The sequence below is a fragment of the Rhizobium sp. 32-5/1 genome (genome assembly GCF_029537235.1).
GTDB lineage: Bacteria > Pseudomonadota > Alphaproteobacteria > Rhizobiales > Rhizobiaceae > Pararhizobium.
Map to the genome: position 1 here is coordinate 2735949 of NZ_CP120638.1, position 21830 is coordinate 2757778.

The 21830-nt window shown below is 61.2% G+C and carries 12 protein-coding genes and 2 pseudogenes; 10 read left to right on the top strand and 4 right to left on the bottom strand.

Features of this window, described 5'->3' with window-relative positions; genetic code table 11:
* The first annotated feature begins 5 nt into the window (after positions 1 to 5).
* The 8 genes from fdhF to P6U16_RS13985 all read left to right on the top strand — a co-directional run bounded on the left by fdhF (position 6) and on the right by P6U16_RS13985 (position 13743).
* The gene (gene fdhF, locus P6U16_RS13950; protein WP_277701072.1) at positions 6 to 2885 is read left to right on the top strand and encodes a formate dehydrogenase subunit alpha; all 2880 of its coding nucleotides are present in this window, start codon (positions 6 to 8) and stop codon (positions 2883 to 2885) included.
* A 176-nt stretch (positions 2886 to 3061) separates the two neighbouring features.
* Positions 3062 to 3889, top strand: a complete 828-nt coding sequence (gene fdhD, locus P6U16_RS13955; RefSeq protein WP_277701073.1) for a formate dehydrogenase accessory sulfurtransferase FdhD — start codon at positions 3062 to 3064, stop codon at positions 3887 to 3889.
* Entirely contained in the window at positions 3879 to 4217 is a 339-nt protein-coding gene (locus P6U16_RS13960) for a formate dehydrogenase subunit delta (RefSeq protein ID WP_277701074.1), read from the top strand. The genes fdhD and P6U16_RS13960 overlap by 11 nt, the downstream gene beginning before the upstream one ends.
* Before the next feature lie 186 nt (positions 4218 to 4403).
* Positions 4404 to 6956 (top strand): bifunctional lysylphosphatidylglycerol flippase/synthetase MprF, encoded by a 2553-nt coding sequence (gene mprF / locus P6U16_RS13965; protein WP_277703849.1) that lies wholly within the window; start codon positions 4404 to 4406, stop codon positions 6954 to 6956.
* Positions 6953 to 8332 (top strand): AcvB/VirJ family lysyl-phosphatidylglycerol hydrolase, encoded by a 1380-nt coding sequence (locus P6U16_RS13970; RefSeq protein WP_277701075.1) that lies wholly within the window; start codon positions 6953 to 6955, stop codon positions 8330 to 8332. The genes mprF and P6U16_RS13970 overlap by 4 nt, the downstream gene beginning before the upstream one ends.
* A gap of 108 nt (positions 8333 to 8440) precedes the next feature.
* Positions 8441 to 9832, top strand: a complete 1392-nt coding sequence (locus P6U16_RS13975) for a sigma-54 dependent transcriptional regulator (protein ID WP_277701076.1) — start codon at positions 8441 to 8443, stop codon at positions 9830 to 9832.
* Positions 9825 to 11840 carry a HAMP domain-containing sensor histidine kinase gene (locus tag P6U16_RS13980; protein ID WP_277701077.1) on the top strand — a complete coding sequence of 672 codons (2016 nt, stop codon included), beginning with the start codon at positions 9825 to 9827 and terminating at the stop codon, positions 11838 to 11840. Before P6U16_RS13975 ends, P6U16_RS13980 begins: the two co-directional genes overlap by 8 nt.
* A gap of 250 nt (positions 11841 to 12090) precedes the next feature.
* Entirely contained in the window at positions 12091 to 13743 is a 1653-nt protein-coding gene (locus tag P6U16_RS13985; protein WP_277701078.1) for an OFA family MFS transporter, read from the top strand.
* 71 nt (positions 13744 to 13814) lie between these two features.
* On the opposite strand, the gene P6U16_RS13990 is transcribed toward P6U16_RS13985, so the two are convergent.
* The 3 genes and pseudogenes from P6U16_RS13990 to rocF form a co-directional block, all read right to left on the bottom strand.
* A complete protein-coding gene (locus tag P6U16_RS13990) occupies positions 13815 to 14291 on the bottom strand; it encodes a chemotaxis protein CheW (protein ID WP_277701079.1) in 477 nt (158 codons plus the stop codon).
* Between the two features lie 194 nt (positions 14292 to 14485).
* Positions 14486 to 15690 (bottom strand): annotated as a pseudogene (rocD, locus tag P6U16_RS13995) (ornithine--oxo-acid transaminase).
* Positions 15691 to 15715: 25 nt separating this feature from the next.
* Entirely contained in the window at positions 15716 to 16651 is a 936-nt protein-coding gene (gene rocF / locus P6U16_RS14000; protein ID WP_277701080.1) for an arginase, read from the bottom strand.
* Between the two features lie 141 nt (positions 16652 to 16792).
* Between rocF and P6U16_RS14005 the strand changes: the two genes are divergently transcribed.
* A complete protein-coding gene (locus P6U16_RS14005) occupies positions 16793 to 17236 on the top strand; it encodes an Lrp/AsnC family transcriptional regulator (protein WP_277703850.1) in 444 nt (147 codons plus the stop codon).
* 72 nt (positions 17237 to 17308) lie between these two features.
* Complete coding sequence (locus tag P6U16_RS14010) at positions 17309 to 17614, top strand: hypothetical protein (RefSeq protein WP_277701081.1); 306 nt, start codon at positions 17309 to 17311, stop codon at positions 17612 to 17614.
* On the opposite strand, the pseudogene P6U16_RS28385 reads toward P6U16_RS14010, so the two are convergent.
* A pseudogene (locus tag P6U16_RS28385) lies at positions 17611 to 21782 on the bottom strand (translocation/assembly module TamB domain-containing protein). The gene P6U16_RS14010 and the pseudogene P6U16_RS28385 overlap by 4 nt on opposite strands.
* Positions 21783 to 21830 lie beyond the last annotated feature (48 nt).

Below are 21830 nucleotides of genomic sequence, written 5' to 3' on the forward strand. Positions count from 1 at the left end.
TCACCATGTCCCTCATCCATGAAATCGACTTCGGTACCCCCGCCTCCCGCGCTGAAAAGATGGTGACGCTGACCATCGACGGCAATGAAATCACCGTGCCCGAGGGCACCTCGATCATGCGGGCCTCGATGGAGGCTGGCATCAAGGTGCCGAAGCTCTGCGCCACGGATATGGTCGATGCCTTCGGTTCCTGCCGTCTCTGTCTCGTGGAAATTGAAGGCCGCAACGGCACGCCGGCCTCCTGCACCACGCCTGTCGCTCCCGGCATCACGGTCCATACCCAGACGAACCGGCTGAAGGACATCCGCAAGGGCGTGATGGAGCTTTATATTTCGGACCACCCTCTGGACTGTCTGACCTGCGCTGCAAACGGCGACTGCGAGCTTCAGGACATGGCCGGTGCTGTCGGCCTGCGCGATGTGCGCTACGGTTATGAAGGCGACAACCACGTCAAGGCCCGCAACAATGGCGATATCAACGCCCAGTGGATGCCGAAGGACGAGAGCAATCCTTACTTCACCTATGATCCTTCCAAGTGCATCGTCTGCTCGCGCTGCGTCCGCGCCTGCGAAGAGGTTCAGGGCACGTTTGCGCTGACGATCGAGGGCCGCGGCTTCGGCTCCCGCGTTTCGCCCGGCATGCATGAGAATTTCCTGGAATCGGAATGTGTCTCCTGCGGCGCCTGCGTGCAGGCCTGCCCGACCGCGACGCTGACGGAAAAATCGGTGATCGAAATCGGCCAGCCGGAGCATTCGGTGGTGACCACTTGCGCCTATTGCGGCGTCGGCTGTTCGTTCAAGGCGGAAATGCGCGGCGAGGAGCTGGTGCGCATGGTGCCGTGGAAAGACGGGCAGGCCAATCGCGGTCATTCCTGCGTCAAGGGCCGATTTGCCTATGGCTATTCCACACACAAGGAGCGCATCCTCAACCCAATGATCCGTGAAAAGATCACCGACCCCTGGCGCGAAGTCTCCTGGGAAGAGGCGTTCGCGCATACGGCATCGGAATTCCGACGCATCCAATACCAGTACGGACGCGAATCGATCGGCGGCATCACCTCGTCGCGCTGCACCAATGAGGAAACCTATCTCGTCCAGAAGCTGATCCGCGCCGGCTTCGGCAACAATAATGTCGATACCTGTGCCCGCGTCTGCCATTCGCCGACCGGCTATGGCCTGGGCGCCACGTTCGGCACGTCGGCCGGCACGCAGAATTTCGATTCGGTCGAGCACACCGATGTCGTGATCATTATCGGCGCCAACCCGACCGATGGCCACCCGGTCTTTGCCTCGCGCCTGAAAAAGCGGCTGCGCCAGGGCGCCAAGCTGATCGTCGTCGATCCGCGCCGCACCGACATGGTCTCCTCGCCGCACATCAAGGCATCGCATCACCTGCCGCTGAAGCCCGGCACAAACGTGGCGGTCATGACGGCGCTGGCGCATGTCATCGTCACTGAAGGCCTTGCCGACGAACAGTTCATCCGTGAGCGCTGCGACTGGTCGGAGTTCGAGGATTGGGCAGCCTTCGTCTCGCAGCCGGAGCATAGCCCCGAGGCGATCGAGGCATTCTCGGGCGTCCCGGCTGAGGAAATCCGTGGTGCCGCCCGCCTGTTTGCCACCGGTGGCAATGGCGCCATCTATTACGGTCTGGGCGTCACCGAGCACAGCCAGGGCTCGACCACGGTCATCGCCATTGCCAACCTGGCTATGGTCACCGGCAATATCGGTCGTCCCGGCGTCGGCGTGAACCCGTTGCGCGGGCAGAACAACGTCCAGGGGGCCTGCGATATGGGCTCCTTCCCGCACGAGCTTCCGGGCTATCGTCACGTCTCGGATGACGCGACACGCGAGACTTTCGAAAAGCTCTGGGGCGTGACGATCTCCAACGAGCCGGGCCTGCGCATTCCCAACATGCTGGACGCTGCCGTCGATGGTTCGTTCAAGGGTATCTATATCCAGGGCGAGGACATCCTTCAGTCGGATCCCGACACGAAGCACGTGCAGGCGGGCCTCGCTGCGATGGAATGCGTCGTGGTGCAGGACCTGTTTCTCAACGAAACCGCCAATTACGCCCATGTCTTCCTGCCGGGTTCGACCTTCCTCGAAAAGGACGGGACGTTCACCAATGCCGAGCGCCGTATCAATCGCGTCCGTCGGGTGATGACCCCGCGCAATGGCCTTGCCGATTGGGAAGTGACGCAGAAGCTCGCCCAAACCATGGGGCTCAACTGGAACTACACCCATCCCTCGCAGATCATGGACGAGATCGCGGCCACGACGCCGAGCTTTGCCATGGTCTCCTATGACTATCTCGAAAAGATGGGTTCGGTGCAGTGGCCCTGCAACGAGAAGGCGCCGCTTGGTTCGCCGATCATGCACATCGACGGCTTCGTCCGCGGCAAGGGCAAGTTCATCCGCACGGAATATGTTGCGACCGACGAAAAGACCGGCCCGCGCTTCCCGCTGCTTTTGACCACTGGCCGCGTCTTGAGCCAGTACAATGTCGGCGCGCAGACGCGGCGCACGGACAATGTCGTCTGGCATGAGGAGGACCGGCTGGAAATCCACCCGCACGATGCCGAAGTCCGCGGTGTGCGCGATGGTGATTGGGTGCGTCTGTCGAGCCGTTCGGGCGATACCACGCTCCGTGCGCTGATCACCGACCGGGTAGCCACCGGCGTGGTCTACACCACCTTCCACCACCCGACGACCCAGGCCAACGTCATCACCACCGACTTCTCCGACTGGGCGACGAACTGTCCGGAATACAAGGTGACCGCGGTGCAGATTTCGCCCTCTAACGGACCGTCGCAGTGGCAGGTTGAGTATGAGGAACAGGCCCGCCACTCCCGCCGCATCGCCGGCAAGATGGAGGCTGCGGAGTAGGAATTGGAATGATGCGTGTGAGGAGCCAACCCCCTCTGTCGGCCGGGCCGACATCTCCCCCACAAGGGGGAGATCAAATCTTTGTTGGCTTGCGGGCGAAAAATCGCCACAGCGATCTCCCCTTGTGGGGGAGATGTCCGACAGGACAGAGGGGGTGCCACGCACTCCAAGCTTCCATGACATTATTCAACCTCACCCAAACCGTCCCTGAAATCGCCCATCGTAAGGGAACGCTCTCCGCCGGCTCCCGCGTCGTCCCCGAAGAAACCCCCATCGCCTTTTCCTATGGCGGATCGACCCATGCGGTGATGATGGCGACGCCGGGCGATCTTGAGGATTTTGCCGTCGGGTTCAGCCTGACGGAAGGAATCATCAAAACGCCCTTGGAGATCGAATCGATCGAAGCTGTCATCGATGACAAGGGCATCGATGTGCAGATCATGCTCAAGGACGAACAGAATAAGGCGCTGACCGCCCGCCGCCGCCATATGGCAGGTCCTGTCGGCTGCGGTCTCTGCGGCATCGAATCGATCGAGCAGGCGGTGCGCAAGACACCGTCCGTTTCCGGTTCGAAACTGCGCCTGTCAGTGAACCAGATCGTTGAAGCCGTGGCGCTCCTGAACGGCCAGCAGCCTTTGCATTTCGAAACGCGCGCCGTCCATGGCGCCGGTTTCTATGTTCTCGGCAAGGGGCTGATCGCCGTTCGCGAGGATGTCGGGCGGCACAATGCGCTGGACAAGCTGGTGGGCGCCGCCGCGCGTGCCGGATATTCCGGGGCGGATGGTGCGGTGGTCGTCACAAGCCGTGTTTCCGTTGAGATGGTGCAGAAGACCGCGATCATCGGCAGCCCCTTCATCATAGCCATATCGGCGCCGACCGCGCTCGCCATCCGCACCGCGGACGAGGCCGGCATGACTTTGGTCGCGCTGGTGCGGGGCCAGGACTTCGAAGTTTTCACGCATATGGATCGTATTCAGCCGGGAGCCGTCGCCGATGTCGCTTGATAATACCAATGGCAAACTCGTCCGCATGGCGAACCAGATCGCCACCTTCTTCAAGTCGCAACCGGAGAGCGAGCGTTTCGAAGGGGTTGCCACCCATATCAACAAGTTCTGGGAGCCGCGCATGCGCAAGGCCTTCTTCGAGCTTGTCGAACAGGGCGATGCCGGTTTCGACCCGATCGTGCTATCGGCTGTCGCCCTCATCAAGCGTCCCTATTCCGGTTCCGAAGGCGTCGGCACCGGCAGCGATGCCGCCGCCGGCGCGCCGGGTGGCAAAGGAACGGCGGCGGGCGAATCGCTGTCGGAACCCAGCATTCCAGAAAAGGCGTAGGCTGGAACATCATCGGCATTTTCGTCTTTTGCGGCCTGAATTCAAAAGCGAAAGGTTACGGGAAGTTCACTTTTTCGCCGCCGGGCAGGGTGTATATCGCAGCTGAAGTTGCCGCGTAATATGCTTTGCCAGGTGTCGCATGCCCGATCCGATCGAAAAAACGACGAGCCCCACGGTGCTCAAACTCTGGTTCGGCATATATGGTTTCGCGGCAGGCTGCTGACGGCGGCCGCTACCATCCTCATTCTGGGCCTCGTCGGTTTTGCGATCTTCCACCTGACCAGCGAAGTCCGCTACGACGACGTTTTATCCGCGCTGACCCGGACGAGTTGGGCGTCGATAGCGCTGACTGTCGGCTTCACTGCCTTGAGTTTCCTCGCTTTGACGTTCTACGATGTCGGCGCGCTGATCTATCTCAAGCGCAAGCTACCCTATGCCGATGTGGCACTGACGGCGACGGCTGCCTATGCCGTCGGCAATACGGCGGGGTTCGGCCCCTTAAGCGGTGGTGCGATCCGCTACCGCGCCTATTCCCGCCTGGGCTTGAAACCGGAGGAAATTGGCGGCGTGATCGCCTTCGTGACGCTCGCCTTCGGGCTTGGCCTTGCGAGCGTCGCCTCTCTCAGCCTTCTGATGATTGCCCCGGAGGTTGCGCCGCTTGTCGGCGTCAGCTCGTCCGCCCTGCGCGCCATCTCCGTGCTGATACTCACTGCTCTTGTCGCTCTGATGGTGGCAGGGCGCGACAACAGAGCCTTGCAACTGGGTCGTTTTTCGCTGCGTTTTCCCGATTCCCGCACGGCGTCGCGCCAGTTTCTCATCACCGTTCTCGATATTGCCGCCTCGGCCTCCGTCCTCTACGTACTTTTGCCCGACGGGGTCATCGGCTGGCCGGCCTTCCTCGCAATCTACGCGGTGGCCGTCGGGCTGGGTGTGCTCAGCCATGTGCCGGCCGGGCTCGGTGTCTTTGAAACCGTAATCATCGCTGCCCTCGGAAAAACCGCCGATGTCGACACGATCCTGGGCGCGCTGGTTCTGTACCGGCTGATCTATCATGTGCTGCCCCTGCTTCTGGCAGTCATTTTCGTCATCGGCGCCGAGTTGCGCAGCCTCTACCACAAGCCGGTCGCCTCGAGCCTGCGCCGTGTCGGGGGCCGCTTGACGCCGCTTCTCTTGGCGACGCTCGCTCTAATCCTGGCTGCCATGCTGGTGTTTTCGAGCGTCACGCCGACACCGGACGAAAATCTGGCCTTCCTTGCCGATTATGTGCCACTGCCTATCATTGAAGGCACGCATTTTCTGGCAAGCCTGCTGGGCCTCGTGCTCGTTATTATCGCCCGTGGTCTGGCCCGGCGGCTGGACAGCGCTTGGTGGACGGCGTTGGTCGTTGCTGTCGTGGCGCTGCTGTTCTCTCTTCTCAAGGCCGTCGCTCTTGTCGAGGCAAGCTTCTTGGCATTTTTCATTGTCAGTCTGCTTGTCACCCATCGCCTGTTCGACAGGCCCGCCAACCTGACGAGTGAGCGGCTGACCATACCCTGGCTGACGGCGATGCTGGCGCTCTGTGCTTTTGCGGTGATCGCCCTGTTGTTTGTCTATCGCGACGTGGAATACAGCAATGCGCTCTGGTGGCAGTTCGAACTGTCGGATGAAGCACCCCGCGGCCTTCGGGCCGTGCTGGGATTGACGATCTTCTCCGGTGCGGTGGCGCTCTGGAGTCTCCTGCGACCGGCAAGGGGCACCTTATCGGTTTCATCGTCGGAGGATATGGAGAAGGCCATCGCCATTGTCCGCGCCCAGGCAGTGTCGGATGCCAATCTGGTGCGCATGGGCGACAAGAGCCTGATGTTTTCGGCCGATGGCCGCGCCTTCATCATGTATGGCCGCCAGGCCCGTTCCTGGATTGCCCTGTTTGATCCCGTCGGACCGCGCGATGCCTGGCCCGATCTCATCTGGCAGTTCATCGAGGAAGCGCGGTCCTGCGGCTGCCGGCCAGTTTTCTACCAGGTGTCGCCGGCCGGGCTCTCCTACTACGCGGATGCCGGCCTGCGTGCTTTCCGTCTCGGCGAACTGGCAACGGCGGACCTGACGAATTTTGAGTTGAAGGGCGGAAAGTGGGCGACCCTGCGGCAAACGGTGAGCCGAGGGCAGCGCGACGGTCTGCAGTTTTCGGTGATCGAGCCCGAAGGCATTCCGGCGATCATGAAGGAGCTTGTCTCGGTCTCCGACGCCTGGCTCGCGCATCACCGCGCCAAGGAAAAGGGCTTTTCGCTCGGAGCCTTCAATCCGGATTATATTGTCGCCCAGCCCGTCGCAGTTCTCCGGCTTGAGGGCCGGATCGTGGCGTTTGCCAATATCCTGATCACCGGTGCCTGCGAGGAAGGAACCATCGATCTCATGCGTTTTAGGCCCGAGGCGCCGAAAGGATCGATGGATTTTCTCTTCGTGTCGCTGATGGAATATCTGCGCGACAAGGGCTTCAAGCGGTTCAATCTCGGCATGGCTCCGCTGGCCGGGCTCTCGGAGCGTCGCTCGTCTCCGGTCTGGGACAAGGTCGGCCGTACGGTCTTCGAACACGGCGAACGGTTCTACAATTTCAAGGGATTGAAAGCGTTCAAGTCGAAGTTCCATCCGCAATGGGAGCCGCGCTACATGGCCGCGGGTGGCGGCATCAATCCGGTGCTCGCCCTCATGGACGCAACATTTCTCATCGGCGGCGGCGTAAAAGGGATTGTGAAGAAATGATCTGGAAAACCTGCCTTCATGCCGCTTTGGCTGCCAGCCTGCTTCTCCCAGCCGCCGGTGCGTGCGCCGAGGACGCAACTGCGTTCGATACGGGCATGATTCCTTCACCGCATATCGTGACGCCGGCCGGTGATGTCGCCGCCGCGGTGGTGCTGATTTCGGACAAGACCGGCTGGTCGGACAACGAGGATGCGCTTGCCAAAAACCTGACCAGCGACGGCGCGCTGGTCATTGGCATCGATCTGCCGCGTTATCTCGCTTCGCTTGCAAAAGACGATGGTACTTGCATCTACATGGTCTCGGATATCGAGGCGCTGAGCCAGCAGGTTCAGCGTGCAGCCAAGAATGCGGATTACCACCTGCCGATCGTCGCGGGTGTCGGTGCCGGTGGTGCCCTTGCGCTGGCCATCGCCGCGCAGACGCCGGCCGCGACGTTTGGACAAACGCTCGCCGTGGATCCGGAGGCCGGCATCGCCTTGACCAAGCAACTCTGCACGCCGGCCGAGAAGAAAATAGTGGGCGATCATATGATCTACGGCCTCACCGACGGACCGCTGCCCGATCCGGTCACCGTGCTGTTCACCGGTGCAGCACCCGCCGATGGCCGCGCGCATGTAGCTTCCTTGACCGCGAAACACAGCGATATCGAAATCACGGAAACGGATGATGATATGTGGAAGGCTTTCTCAGATGCACTGTCCGCCCTCGTCTCCGCATCTGCCGGCGACGACAATCCGCTTGGCCTGCCGCTGACGGTACTGGATGCTACGCCAACGCGCGACACGATGGCCATCGTCTATTCCGGCGATGGTGGGTGGCGCGATATCGACAAGCAGGTCGGCGATATCCTGCAGCAGCAGGGCATGCCGGTGGTGGGTGTTGATTCGCTGCGCTATTTCTGGTCCGAGCGCCAGCCCCAGGAAACCGCCGACGACCTGCATCGCATCATCGCGCTCTACAGCAAACGCTGGAATGTGAAGCATATCTTGCTGGTAGGTTACTCCTTCGGTGCGGACATCTTGCCTCGAACCTACAATCTCCTGCCGCAGGCCGATCGCGACAGGATTGCGCAGGTGTCCCTGATGGCAGTGTCCCATCAGGTGGATTACAAGATTTCCGTCCTCGGCTGGCTGGGCGCTGCCGGCTCCAATGGTGCCGGCGATCCGGCGGATGATATCGCGAAGATCAATCCCGCCCTCGTGCAATGTATCTACGGCACCGAGGACGAGGACGACGTCTGCCCAACCTTGAATGGCACAGGCGTCGAGGTTCTCCCTATTGAGGGCGGCCATCATTTTGATGAAGACTATCCGGCGCTGGTCAGGCGTATTCTGGATGGCTACGACCGAAGGCTGGCTGCGAAGATCAAACCCTGACGCAGCGCTTCTTTGCTTTGCCGGAAATGACAGGAGTGGTGAAACTGCCTTTGTGCCTGATGGCCCAGCTTGCTATGGTCGGTCGTGGAGGACAAAGGAGGATAGTCTTTGCAAGACGAGACAGCGCGGAAACCGCCCGTTCCGGAGCGTGATCCGGAGTTCGGTCCGTGGCTGGCGCAGGCCTCGGTCCTGATCGTCGATGACGAGCCGGGGATGCGGCATTTCCTGGTGCGCACGCTGGGGCCGCGCTGCAAGCGCATCGAAGAAGCTGCGGATACCGAAGAGGCCTCGCGCAAGCTCGACGCCCATCACTTCGACGTCGTCATTCTCGACAATATCATGCCGGGCAAGAATGGTGTCGATTGGCTGGCCGAGCAGCGCGCCATCGGTTTTTATGCTGATGCCATCCTGATGACCGCTTTTGCCGATCTCGACACTGCGATCCAGGCCTTGCGTGCCGGTGCCGTCGATTTTGTCCTGAAACCTTTCCGGTCCAACCAGATCCTCAACGCGGTTGCCCGCTGCCTCGACCGCATCCGGCTGCAACGCGAAAATTTCGTGCTGCGCTATGAGCTCAAGGCAACGTCCGACCATATTCTTCTTCGGGACAGGCTGATCGGGGCCTCGTCTGTGATCGGCGATCTACGCGACACCATCGCCCGGGTGGCGCCGCTGCCGACATCCGTGCTTCTGACCGGCGAATCCGGAACGGGCAAGGAGGTCGCGGCCCGTTCACTGCACACGCTCTCGGATCGATCCGCCAAGCCCTTCGTGCCGGTCAATTGCGCGGCGATCCCGCCCGATATGATCGAGACCGAGCTCTTCGGCCATGTGAAGGGCGCCTTCACCGGGGCGGAAAGCAGCCGGGAAGGCTTGTTCACCCATGCGCAGGGCGGCACGCTGTTTCTCGACGAGATTGGTGAAATGCCGCTCGCCACCCAGAGCAAGCTGCTCAGGGTGATCGAAGACCGGCGCGTGCGGCCAGTCGGTGCCGAGCGCGAGGTGCCGGTTGATCTGCGCTTCGTCTTCGCCACCAATGCCGATTTGCAGAGGGAAGTGGAGCGCGGCCGTTTCCGCGCCGATCTGTTCTACCGCATCAATGTCATGCAGCTCTATCTGCCGCCGCTGCGCGAACGTGGTGATGATGTGCAGGAACTGGCCGTGCTCTTCATGCACAAGCTTTCTCAGCAGCTCGGCATGCCGCCGGTGCTGATCGATGCGCCGGTTCGCGCTGCCCTTGCGCGCTACCCTTGGCCCGGCAATGTGCGGGAACTGCGAAACCTGATCGAACGCTCGCTGATTCTTGGCCGGTTTCCCGATGATTTCCGGGGCGGTCCGGTGCGTCCTGTGGAGATTGCCGGCGGCACGCTGGAAGAGATCGAGCGCCGGCATATCCTGGCCGTTCTGGAAGAGACCGGCGGCAACCGGGACGAGGCCGCCCGGCGGCTCGGTATTTCGCGCAAGACGATCGACCGCAAGTTTGCCGTCTGGAATGGCTGATCCCCAACCCCATGCTTCGATAGCAAGACCCGCCCGGTCGATCCGTTTCCGGCTGCTGGCGATCGCGCTTTTGCCGACGCTGGTCATCCTGCCGCTTCTGCTCGGCATCGCCATCACCCGCTGGAATGCAAAATTCGATGCGGTGCTGATTACGAAGGTCAATGGCGACCTGACGATCGCGCATCAGTATCTGTCGCGCATCCTCGAAAACACCGGCGAGCACATCCAGGCGCTTGCCGCCTCCGCCGCTTTTCGCGATGTAGCCGGTGAAGCGCCGGGTGCCGGCGTTTCAGGCTTTCTCGATCAAAGCCGCGACCGGCTGGGCCTGGATTTTCTGCTGCTTGTCGATGAAGGCGGTCGCAGTATCCAAGGAGAGGGTCTGCCTGTCATCGACCCCGGCTGGCCGGTCGTCGTTTCCGCGCTCAGGGGCAAGTCCCAGACTGCGATCGACATCTTCACGAACGACCAGCTGGCGCGAATCGGGCAGCCGCTTGCAGAGCGCGCCCGTATCGATCTTGTGCCAACCGCCAATGCCGTACCGACGGATCGCAGCACCGAGGCGCGGGGCATGGTCGTTCATTCGGCAAGCCCGGTGGTGTTGCAGGGCGGGAGCAAGGCTGTGCTGGTGGGCGGCATCCTGCTCAACCAGAATCTTGTTTTCATCGATACGATCAACGATCTGGTCTATCGCGAAAAGAGCCTGCCGGAGGGCAGCCAGGGCACGGCGACGCTGTTTCTCGAGGATGTGCGGATCAGCACCAATGTGCGCCTGTTCGAGGATCGCCGGGCGCTCGGCACGCGGGTTTCCGGCGCGGTGCGAGAGGCGGTGCTGGGCGAGGGGCGCACTTGGCTCGACAGCGCTTTTGTTGTCAACGACTGGTACATCTCTGCCTATGAGCCGATTTCCGACAGTTTCGGCAAGCGCGTTGGCATGCTCTATGTCGGCTTTCTCGAAACACCGTTCCGGCAGGCGAAATACAGTACGCTGCTGACGATCGTGCTCGCCTTTCTCGTCGTCACCGCGGTCAGCGTGCCGATTTTCCTGCGTTGGGCACGGGCAATCTTCAAGCCGCTGGAGCGCGTGAACGGCACGATCGCCGATGTCGAGGCCGGCGACATGGGGGCGCGCACGGGATTAAGGGACGTCAGCGACGAGATCGGTCGGGTGGCGCTGCATCTGGATGGGTTGCTCGATCAGTTGCAGCAGCGCGACAGGGAGCTGCGCCAATGGAACGACGAACTTAACGACCGTGTAGCCGAGCGAACGCGTGAGCTGGAACTTGCCAACCGGCAGATCGAGGCGACGACAAAACAGCTGATCATGTCGGAGAAGCTGGCGGCGATCGGCGAGATCACGGCGGGTGTCGCCCATGAAATCAACAATCCGATCGCCGTCATGCAGGGCAATCTCGATGTCGTGCGCAGCGTGCTCGGCCCGCAGGCCGACGCGGCGCGCACGGAATTTCGCCTCATCGACGAACAGATCCACCGCATCAGCCAGATTGTCACCAAGCTGTTGCAGTTCGCCAAGCCGGAGGAGTATGCCGGCTATGTCGAGCGCCATGCGCCGGCCGGTCTCATCTCCGATTGCCTGCCGCTGGTGCAGCACCTCGTCAACAAGGCGGAGATCGAACTGGTGCGGGATGATCAGGCGACGCGGCTGGTGCTGATGAACCGCACGGAACTGCAGCAGGTCGTGATCAACCTGATCGTCAACGCTATTCACGCCATGCCGGATGGCGGGCGACTTTCGATCCTAACGCGCAACGAGGGTCAGGAGGGTAAGCCTGGGCTTGTAATCGAGGTTGCCGATACCGGCATCGGCATTGCGCCGGATGTGATGGAACGGATTTTTGATCCGTTCTTCACGACCAAGCGCCAGAAGGGCACGGGGCTCGGTCTCTCGATCAGCCAAAGACTGGTCTCCCGCCAGGGCGGGCGCATCACCGCCGAAAGCGAGCCGGGCAGGGGCACTACTTTTTCCGTCTGGCTTCCGGAAGCCGACTAGTCGCTGGAGCCAATGGACATTTTGTCCTGCCCACGATGGACATTCTGTCCAAGTTGCTGTCGAGGTGTCCCTTAACCTATTGATTTTTCTGATCTGTCCAGCTGGCATGCCCGTTGCAGGGTAGGGCCGAGCCGGAGATGCGGCTAGTCATGCGTTGAGGAGCGCAAGCCAGAGATACTGCAATTCTCCGGACTAAAGCAGCAACAGGGATCCGCTCAAGAGATACCGGGCGGAACGGAGGGAGACATTCATGTCCACAGCAACGGAGACTTTCACAGGCGGAGGCGGCGTGGGGCTGCTCGACCGCGAGCGCATCATTGCCAAGCCGGGCTTCAATCGCTGGCTTGTTCCACCCGCCGCGCTGGCCATCCATCTCTGTATCGGCATGGCCTACGGCTTCAGCGTATTCTGGCTGCCGCTGACCAAATCCATCGGCATCACTGCGTCAACGACCTGCGCAGACATGACGCTGATCTCCGCGCTTTTCACCACAAGCTGTGACTGGCGCGTCAGCGATCTTGGCTGGATCTACACGCTGTTCTTCGTTCTTCTCGGTTCCTCTGCTGCCATCTGGGGTGGGTGGCTGGAAAAGGCCGGGCCGCGCAAGGCCGGCTTCGTCTCGGCCATCTGCTGGTGTGGCGGTATTGCGATTGCCGCGATCGGCGTGATGACCCATCAACTCTGGCTGATGTGGCTTGGTGCTGGCGTGATCGGCGGCATCGGTCTTGGCCTCGGCTATATCTCACCCGTTTCGACGCTGATCAAATGGTTTCCCGACCGTCGCGGCATGGCGACCGGCATGGCGATCATGGGTTTTGGCGGCGGCGCGATGATCGGTGCACCGCTTGCCGACATGCTGATGAACACCTTCAAGTCGGCGACCTCTGTTGGCGTCTGGCAGACCTTCTTCGTCATGGCGGCGATCTATTTCGTCTTCATGATGGGCGGCGCCTTCGGGTACAGAATCCCGCCGGCCGGATGGAAGCCGGAAGGCTGGACACCGCCGGCCGACAAGAGCGCGATGATCACCACGCGCCACGTGCACCTGCGCGATGCCCACAAGACCAGGCAGTTCTGGCTGATCTGGGCCGTACTCTGCCTCAACGTGTCGGCTGGCATCGGCGTCATCGGCATGGCGTCGCCGATGCTGCAGGAAATCTTCGCCGGCTCGCTGCTTGGCCAGCCGGATCTGAAGTTCTCCGATCTGAGCCCCGAGCAACTGACGGCTATTGCCGCGATCGCTGCCGGCTTCACGGGCCTTCTGTCGCTGTTCAACATCGGCGGCCGCTTCTTCTGGGCCTCGCTGTCGGATAAGATCGGCCGCAAGAATACCTACTTTACCTTCTTCGCGCTTGGCATTGTGCTTTATGCGCTTGCTCCCTGGGCTGCGGGTCTCGGCTCGAAGATCCTGTTCGTCGGCATGTTCTGCATTATCCTGTCGATGTATGGCGGCGGTTTCGCCACCATCCCGGCCTATCTCGCCGACATTTTCGGAACGCAGTTTGTCGGCGCGATCCATGGGCGGCTGCTGACGGCCTGGGCAACGGCAGGCATCATCGGCCCTGTTGTCGTCAACTACATCAGAGAAGCCCAGATCGCCGCCGGTATTCCGCGGGCGCAGGTCTACGACTTCACGATGTACATTCTGGCCGGCATGCTGGCGCTTGGCTTCATCGCCAATCTCTTCGTCCGGCCGCTTGCCGACAAATGGTTCATGTCGGATGCTGAAGTGGCGTCCCTGCAGGCCAAGACCAAGGCTGCGTCCGTCGGACCGACAGGCTCGTTTGGCATCGGCACAGGCGGTTTTGACGGCAAGGCTGCGATTGCCTGGGCGATCGTTGGCCTGCCGATTCTCTGGGGTGTGTGGATTACCCTGCAGAAGACCTTCGTTCTGTTCGGATAACTCCTCAGATCTCACGAAATGCAAAAAGCCGCCCTGAAAGGCGGCTTTTTCAATGGAATAGAGGCTTCAGATCAGGCTGCGAGGTCTTCGACTTCGCGTTCCTTGAACATCCGCGCCAGGTTGAGGAAGCAGATCATGCCGGTCTCGTTGGCGATAATGCCTTCGGCAAAGCTCTTGTCGAACGAGGTCGTGATTTCCGGAACCGGCTGAACCTGGTCGCCGCGAACCGTCAGAATGTCGGAGACGCGGTCAACGACGAGGCCGATGACCATGCTGTGGACTTCGGCAACGACGATGGCGCTGCGCTCATTGGCAACGGTCGATTTCATGCCGAGCTTGTGGGCGAGGTCGATGATAGGGATCACTGTGCCGCGCAGGTTCATCACGCCGAGAACTTCAGGCGGGGAGTGAGGGATCGGTGTCGAGGGCGCCCAACCGCGGATTTCGCGGATCGTCGTCGTCTTCACGCAGAATTCCTGATCGTGCAGACGGAAGGCGATGATTTCGAGATTTTCCGTACCGAAACCGGCCACCGGTGTATTGGACATCAAAATTCTCCCAGATTTCCTGAGTTGCGGCCGCGGCCGTATTTGCATCTATGGGAGGATTGTAGTCACAGCTTTCTTAATTTCCCTTAAACTCATGAACTGAATTTCTGCGTGGAGAGCCAAGGTGGTTCATATGAAAATGCCCCGGCATGTTGGCAACCGGGGCATGATTGATGTGGGGCAGTGTCGGGAGATCAGGCGGCGGCCAAAACCTCGGCAAACTGCCCGACGGCCCAGTCCACCTGATCTGCCGTGATCACCAACGGGGGAGCGATGCGGATCGTGTCGCCATGGGTATCCTTCGCAAGGATGGCGCGTTCCTTCAGTGCTTCGCAATATTTGCGCGCACCACCGGCTTCCGGAACGAGTTCGACGGCCAGCATCAGCCCGCGGCCGCGAACTTCCTTGATGATGTTGGATCGGATGTCCTTGAGGCCTGTCTGGAAGCGATCGCCCATTTTTGCGGAGTTCTCGATCATGCCTTCCTCTGTCAGCGCCTTCAGCGCCGCGCGGGCAATGGCGCAGGCGAGCGGATTGCCGCCAAAGGTCGAGCCGTGCTGCCCAGGCTTCAGCACCCCAAGGACTTCCGAGTTCGAAAGCACGGCTGAAACGGGGTAAAAGCCGCCCGAAAGTGCCTTGCCGATCAGCGTCATATCGGCCTCGATGCCTTCGTGCTCTTCCGCCAGCAGCTTGCCAGTGCGGCCAAGGCCCGTCTGGATTTCGTCTAGGATCAGCGTGATGCCATGTTTGGTGCAGAGTTCGCGCACGGCAGGGAAATAGCCTGCCGGCGGGATCATCACACCCGCTTCCCCTGGATCGGCTCGATCAGGAAGGCGACCGTGTTTTCGGTTATGGCCTCCCGGAAGGACTCGAGATCGCCGAAGGTGACGGTTTTGAACCCCGGTGCGAAGGGGCCGAAATTGGCGCGGGCATCCGGATCGGTGGAAAAACCAACGATGCCCATGGTGCGGCCGTGGAAATTATTGGAGCAGACGATGATCTCGGCGCAGTTCTCCGGAACGCCCTTGACCTCATAACCCCATTTGCGCACGGCCTTGACGGCTGTTTCGACCGCCTCGGCGCCGGAGTTCATTGGCAGGATCTTGTGGCTGCCGGTGAGCGCTGCGAGTTCCTCGTAGAGATGCGCCAACTGATCGTTGCGGAAGGCGCGGGAAGTGAGCGTCAGCTTGCCGGCCTGTTCGATCATCGCGGCCAGAATCTTCGGATGGCAATGGCCCTGGTTGACGGCCGAGTATGCTGAGAGACAATCGAGATAGCGCTTGCCCTCGGTATCCCAGACATAGACGCCTTCGCCACGCGACAGGACGACGTCCAGCGGTTTGTAGTTGTGCGCGCCAAGACGGTATTCGGTTTCAATCAGTGCGGATGTCGTGTTCATGCGGGTTCCCTCTTTGTATTTTGTATCAGGCGCTTCTGGTCGGGCGATCGAGTATCCGGCGGCCGAAGAGGCTGGCCGTCAGTTCGACGAGAATGCGGGCGCTCTTGCCGCGATCGTCGAGAAACGGATTGAGTTCGACAAGGTCGAGCGACGAAACAAGGCCGGTATCGCAGAGCATTTCCATGATCAGGTGCGCCTCGCGGAAGGTCGCGCCGCCGGGCACCGTCGTGCCGACACCGGGTGCGAATTCCGGATCGAGGAAATCGACGTCGAGGCTGACATGCAGCAGACCGTCTGCGGCTTTCACCGTGGCGATGATCTCGTGCATGATGTGGGCCATGCCGGTTTCGTCTATGGCGCGCATGTCGAAGACATTGACACCATGCTCGGCGATTTCCTCGCGCTCGCGCTCATCGACCGAACGGATACCGACCTGAAAGACCTTTTTCGGATCGACGAAGGGGCGGTCTTTGTCGAGGATCGGCGCAAATTCCGCTTCGCCGCAGAAGAAGGCGACGGGCATGCCGTGCATATTGCCGGATGGAGTCGTCGCAGGCGAATTGAAGTCGGCATGGGCGTCGAGCCAGAGGACGAAGAGCGGCCGGCCGACATCGGCAGCGTGGCGGGCCATGCCGGAAACGGAGCCCATGGCCAGCGCATGATCACCGCCGAGGATGATGGGCACACCGCCTGATCGCGCCACATCATGGACCGCGGTATCGAGCGCGCGGGTATAGGCCGCAACGATCTGCAGGTTGTTGGCGCCCTTGTGGTTTGGCAGGTCGCGGGCGGGCAGGGGTTTCAGGTCACCCTCGTCGGTCACCACATGGCCAAGCTCGGCCAGCGTCGTATCAAGACCAGCGATACGCAGGGCGGCAGGTCCCATGGCGCAGCCGCGGCGGCCGGATCCTTCTTCGATCGGTGCTCCGATCAGTGTGATCTTCTTCTTGATATCGGCCATTGTGATCCCCGCAGGTTTGCGTGTTGCCGGTTTATCCGGATTTTCTGCTCGGGATTATACGGGTTTAAGCGTTGGCAAATAGATGGAAAACTGGCAGTTAGATGGCCTAAATCGACATAATGATAAGCTTGGATGCTCATAATGATAAGCCTCGACGATCTCGACCATTCGCTGATCAGCGCCTTGCGTCACAACGCACGCACGCCCGTCTCTTCGCTCGCGGCAACGACCGGGGCATCCCGGGCGACAGTGGCGGCCCGGATCGAGCGGCTTGTGGCCTCCGGCACGATCGCCGCCTTCACGATCCGGACCGGTGCGGAGCTTTCCGGCAGCGGCGTGCGTGCCATCGTCCTGATCGAGGTTCATGGCAAGATGGCCGATCGCGTTGCAACCCAGTTGCGCGGCCTGCCTCAGGTACGCGCACTGCATTCGACAAACGGCCGCTGGGATTTCATCGCCGAACTTGAGGACAAGGACCTGGCAACCTTCGACGAGACTTTGCGGCTTATCAGGCTGATTGACGGGATCAACCTGACGGAGACGAATATTCTGCTGAAGACCAGTAAGATTTCGGCGGCTTTTTAGGCCAAATGCGTCAGATAATAGAATATACGACTTGGGCTTCTAATCGCGACATCAATGGTGTTGGAGTTTTTGATGAAAGGCACTGTATCTTACGTTGACTTGCCGAGCCGAGTTGAAGTGATCGAGAGATTGACGGCCCTTGCAGAAGGACGATCCTCGCCCGAGGACACTGCCAAGTGGGCGTGGCATTGGCTAGTCATCGACGAGACCCCTGGCTTTGACGTCCGGATTCATGACTGGGCTGTGTGGGATGCGCTTAAGCTGTTGTCCGGTGCTGATGCGCACGGTTGGGACAGACCCTATCTCTACGGGGAAAAGGATTTTGTCGATTGGCTGAAAGAATTGACTGACGCGCCGGTTCGATCCATTCCCAGTTAATATTCCTTTTCGTAGAAGATGCCGGCGCCGCTGCCGCCTGTGCCGGTTTCACCGCGCAGCTTTACGCCACGCCCGACATCCAGGTTGATGATTGCCTTGCCGGAGCCTGCCTCGGAGCCCTGCTGCAACTCGATATAGGTGCGGTCGTTGAGATATTTTCCGGCCCGCACCTGCGCGCCGCCATTCTCGTCGGTGGTGATGTCGAGGTCGTCAACGCCGAGCTTGCTGCGCAGACCGTCGAGCAGCGAGGTCGACTGTCCCCCGGCGAGTTGGCTGACCGCACTGGCGAGCTGGGCGATTTGCAGCGCCGAAAGGTTGGAGAGCGACCGGTTGAAAATCAGCTGCGCCAGGATTTCATCCTGCGGCAGTGCCGGCGAAGAGGCGAAGGTCACGGTCGGATTGTTGGCAAGGCCCGCCACATTGACGGTGATTGTCGTCGAGCCGGCGGTCGATTTCGCATCAAGGTCAATCGTCGGTACGAGGTCGCCGCCAAAGCCGATGCGGCCGTCGGAGAAATCGAGGCGCTTGCCGAGAATTTCGAGCCTGCCGCGCCGCATGTCGAAACCGCCGGAGACCTGCGGTGCCGCAGCCGTGCCGCGGATCGTCAGGCTGCCGCCGAGTTCGGCGTTGATGCCGCGGCCGCGAACGAAGATCTGCGATGGGGCATTGACGGTGAGGTCAAAACCTATGCCGCCCCCGCTTCCGTTGCCGCCGCCCGTGTCCTTCTGGATGTCGCTTTCCATCTGCCGCACCGCCTTTGGCGCGTTCTTGTGCTGGATGTTGATTTCCGACAGCGAGGCAGGCAGCTTTTCCGGAATGGTAATCGCCGCCTTTTGAATGTTCACCGTGCCGCCAAGTATCGGGGTCGCCGTCAAGGAACCCGTGAGCGTCATGTTGCCGTCGAGGTTGGCATTGAACAGGGTGCCGTCGACATAGGTCGCATTGTTCAGGCGGATCGTCAGGTTGGCTGGGAAGCCGGAGCCAGAGGCAATGCCGATCGTGCCGCTGGCCTCCACCGTGCCGCCGGATGCGAGATTGCCGGAGAGGCTGGAGATCGTTGCCTGCTTGCCGTCAAGCGCGACGCTGGCCGCAAGATCGGTCACCGCGAGGTTGCGGCGCACATCGACGAGGCGTGCGCCCGAGGTTGTGATGCTGCCGGTGATCTGCGGCGCGGTGGCTGCACCGTTGATGGAAACATCAACCGCAGCCTCGCCGGTCAACGTAAAGCCCTGCTGCGCCATCAGCCCGGCAATCAGCGAGAAGGGCACATTGCCGGAGAATTTCATGGCGATCGGCCGGTTGCCGGTAATGCCCACCTGGCCGCCACCGCGGAAGGATAGACCGCCGGCCCCGGCGATCGTGCTGTCGAGCGTGACGGCATTGTCCGCAAAGCGCCCTTTGGCGGCAATATCGAGTGTGCCGACGCCGGCGGACCGCGCTTGCGCGACAGCTGCATTGCTCCATTTCAGGTCGTAGGTGACGACGGGATTGGCCGTCGTGCCGTTGATGTCGACTGTGCCGCTGATCGATCCCTCCGCGCCGAGCGAGGGCGCGAAAGTGTTGATCAGGCTTGCGGGTAGAGCGTTCAGTTTCGCATTGAGATCCAGAGTATCCCCGGCACTACCGGCAATAACGATCGAGCCGCCGGATGCCTGGATGGTCAGCTGCTGCAGGCCGACCTTGCCGTTCTCGATCGCAATGACCGTTGGTTTGGTCATCTTCAGCGGTATCTTCCGGGGCGCGGCGGCGAAGGAGGCGAGGTTGATCGTGGTCTTTCCTCCGCGCTTTGCAGGTCGCCCCGCGCGCTCAAGGGCGATCCGTCATAGGAGCCATCAAGCGCAAATCCGGTTTTCTTGCCCTCTTGGTCGAACGCAAGCTTGATGTCGCTTGCGCGGTTTGCGCCTTGCGCAATCGTCTCCGCGGTGATGCTGCCGCGGATGGACAGGGTTGCAAGATCGGCAATGGCGATATCCGCGGTCGGTTTGACGATCGTGAGATCGCCGCGTTTGATGCCGGAGCCGTTGGCGGCGACGTTCACGGAAGTCACGCCATTGACAGTCGCGATCCTGGCGGAGCCGGCAAGGTCGCCCGACGCCTCCTGTCCTGCCATGGCGGCGAGCAGGCCGATATCAGGGAATGTGAAATCGATGGCGCCATCCGGTTTGAAATCGGCGGTCAGGTCGATCGCGCCTTTCAGCGTATTCTCGCCGATCCGTGCCTCGATCACAGGGATAGAGGTTCGACCACCTTCCGAAACAAGGTCCGCATTGACGTCGATCGCCTGGCCGTCCAGCGCGCCGGTGGCAGATATCTTCGCGGAAGGATTGTTTTCGTTGAGCGTGGCGTCCGCCGTCACAATCAGGTCGCTGAGCGTGCGTCCCGCAAGGGTCGCGCCGCTGGAGGTCACCTCCGCCTTGATGGCGAGCGTGTCAAGCGGCCCGGAAACATCCGCCTTAAACTCGGCCTTGCCCTGGCCGTCGGCGACCAGCTTGCCGATATCGGGCACAACCCCCGTGAGCGCTGCGGTCAGTACGTTGTCGGCAAGCGATACCGTGCCGCCGGCCTCTACGGTACCGGATTTCAGCTCCAGGTCGGAAAGTTTGAGATTGCCGTTGGCGCCGGTTTGAAGGTTTCCGGCAATGGCGATGGTCGTGTCGAATTTCGAGGCCAGACTGTCCGGCAGAACGGCCGGTAGGGCAAAGAGCCGGAAGGCCGTGGCAATTTCGTTCGTCTCGCGGTTCAGGGTGCCACCGAGCGTGCCGCCAATGCTGGCGCTTTCCAACATCACCGGATCAAAACGGATGGTTTCGGGCGAGAGCGTCACAGTGCCGTCAAGCTTGACCGGCCCTTTCACCAGGCGATCGACATCGGCACTTTCAAAGGCCGTTGCACCGGTCGAGATCGTTGTCTTAAAGGCGCCGGACATCGTTGCGAGGTTGAAGTCGTCGCTCGCTGCGGCAAGCTTGATGGCGTCAATCCGCCCTTGCGGCACGGTCGCCCGTTCGATGTCGGCGGCGACATCGAGGATCGCCGTCTGCGCGTCGCCGATGACGGAGATATTGGCCGAATTGATCAGCACCTGCGCTTCACCGGCCGCCAGCGGCCAGCGGAAATCGACCGGTGCGTTCTTGCCGGTAAGGCTCGCCTGCAGATTGTTTTCGCCTTGTTGGCTCACGGTTCCCGATGCGGACAAGGCCAGCGATCCCGTGGACAGATTGCCGCGCTCGATCCGAACAGTCGAGCCGCCCTCGATGGCTGCAGCCAGGTCGATATCGGTTGTACCCGCAAACAGCGGCCGGAAGGCTGGCGACATCAGCGCCCCGAAGGAGCCTCCGCCCTGGAGCGACAGGCTGCGCAGGCCATCGCTCGCCAGTTGATGGCGACCATCGAGCTTCAGGATTTCCGTTCCGTCGAGCGCTGCCGTTCCGGATCCCGTCCAGTCGGAGAGCGGCCCGGTGCCGTTCAGGGCGATCGAGACGGCCGGCTCGTTCGGCAGGCGCAGCAGCTTGGAAAGCACGCCGCCCTTGGGCTCATCAATTGCCGCTTCCAACTTCAGTTCGTTGCCGGCCGGGTTGAAAACGAGGTCGAAGGTGGCCTTCGCCTCCGGGTGGTCGCGCTGCGCAATGGTGAATGCCGACGCGATGCTTTCATTGGTGGCATCGACCGTGCCCGCCAGCGACAGAAACTGGTCGAGACCAGCGATGTCCTTACCAATGACGATTTCGGGCAGGTCGAGCGCATCGATCTTCACCTCGAGCGGCAGAGCAAATGTAGAGCGGACCTCTTTTGTCTCGGCGGAAGGAGCGGGCAGGCGCTCGATGCGAAGGGAGCCGGCGGTGATCCGCGCGGCGTCGAACCTGGTCGAGAAAAGAGCTGTCGGCGACCATTCTACCTCAAGCTCCCGCAGTTCGGCGTAAATGCCCTTGCTGTCGAACAGTGTCACCGCGGCGGCCGAAAAATTGCCGGTCAGCAGCGCGCTCGGATCGTTGATGCGCACGATCTGGTCGGGCGTGGAGGCATATTTCTCGATCAGGCTCGCAGTCAGCCGGGCGCCAGGCGCGGTAAAACCCATGAACAGAAACAGCAACACCCCGCCAACGAGAAGGAAACCGAGGCAATAGAGGACGCCACGCAGCGCAATTTTCAGGAAACGGATCAGGTGATTCATGTCTTACCCATAGCGCATTTGCGGCGAAATTGCTTCCTGCTCAAAGCC

What these genes read in the sequence shown, in the direction of transcription:
- fdhF (WP_277701072.1), top strand. Translation starts at nt 6, where the DNA reads ATGTCCCTCATCCATGAAATCGACTTCGGTACCCCCGCCTCCCGCGCT.
- P6U16_RS13985 (WP_277701078.1), top strand. Translation starts at nt 12,091, where the DNA reads ATGTCCACAGCAACGGAGACTTTCACAGGCGGAGGCGGCGTGGGGCTG.
- P6U16_RS13990 (WP_277701079.1), bottom strand. Translation starts at nt 14,291, where the DNA reads ATGTCCAATACACCGGTGGCCGGTTTCGGTACGGAAAATCTCGAAATC.
- P6U16_RS13960 (WP_277701074.1), top strand. Translation starts at nt 3,879, where the DNA reads ATGTCGCTTGATAATACCAATGGCAAACTCGTCCGCATGGCGAACCAG.
- P6U16_RS14005 (WP_277703850.1), top strand. Translation starts at nt 16,793, where the DNA reads ATGATAAGCCTCGACGATCTCGACCATTCGCTGATCAGCGCCTTGCGT.
- P6U16_RS13980 (WP_277701077.1), top strand. Translation starts at nt 9,825, where the DNA reads ATGGCTGATCCCCAACCCCATGCTTCGATAGCAAGACCCGCCCGGTCG.
- P6U16_RS14010 (WP_277701081.1), top strand. Translation starts at nt 17,309, where the DNA reads ATGAAAGGCACTGTATCTTACGTTGACTTGCCGAGCCGAGTTGAAGTG.
- rocF (WP_277701080.1), bottom strand. Translation starts at nt 16,651, where the DNA reads ATGGCCGATATCAAGAAGAAGATCACACTGATCGGAGCACCGATCGAA.
- fdhD (WP_277701073.1), top strand. Translation starts at nt 3,062, where the DNA reads ATGACATTATTCAACCTCACCCAAACCGTCCCTGAAATCGCCCATCGT.
- P6U16_RS13970 (WP_277701075.1), top strand. Translation starts at nt 6,953, where the DNA reads ATGATCTGGAAAACCTGCCTTCATGCCGCTTTGGCTGCCAGCCTGCTT.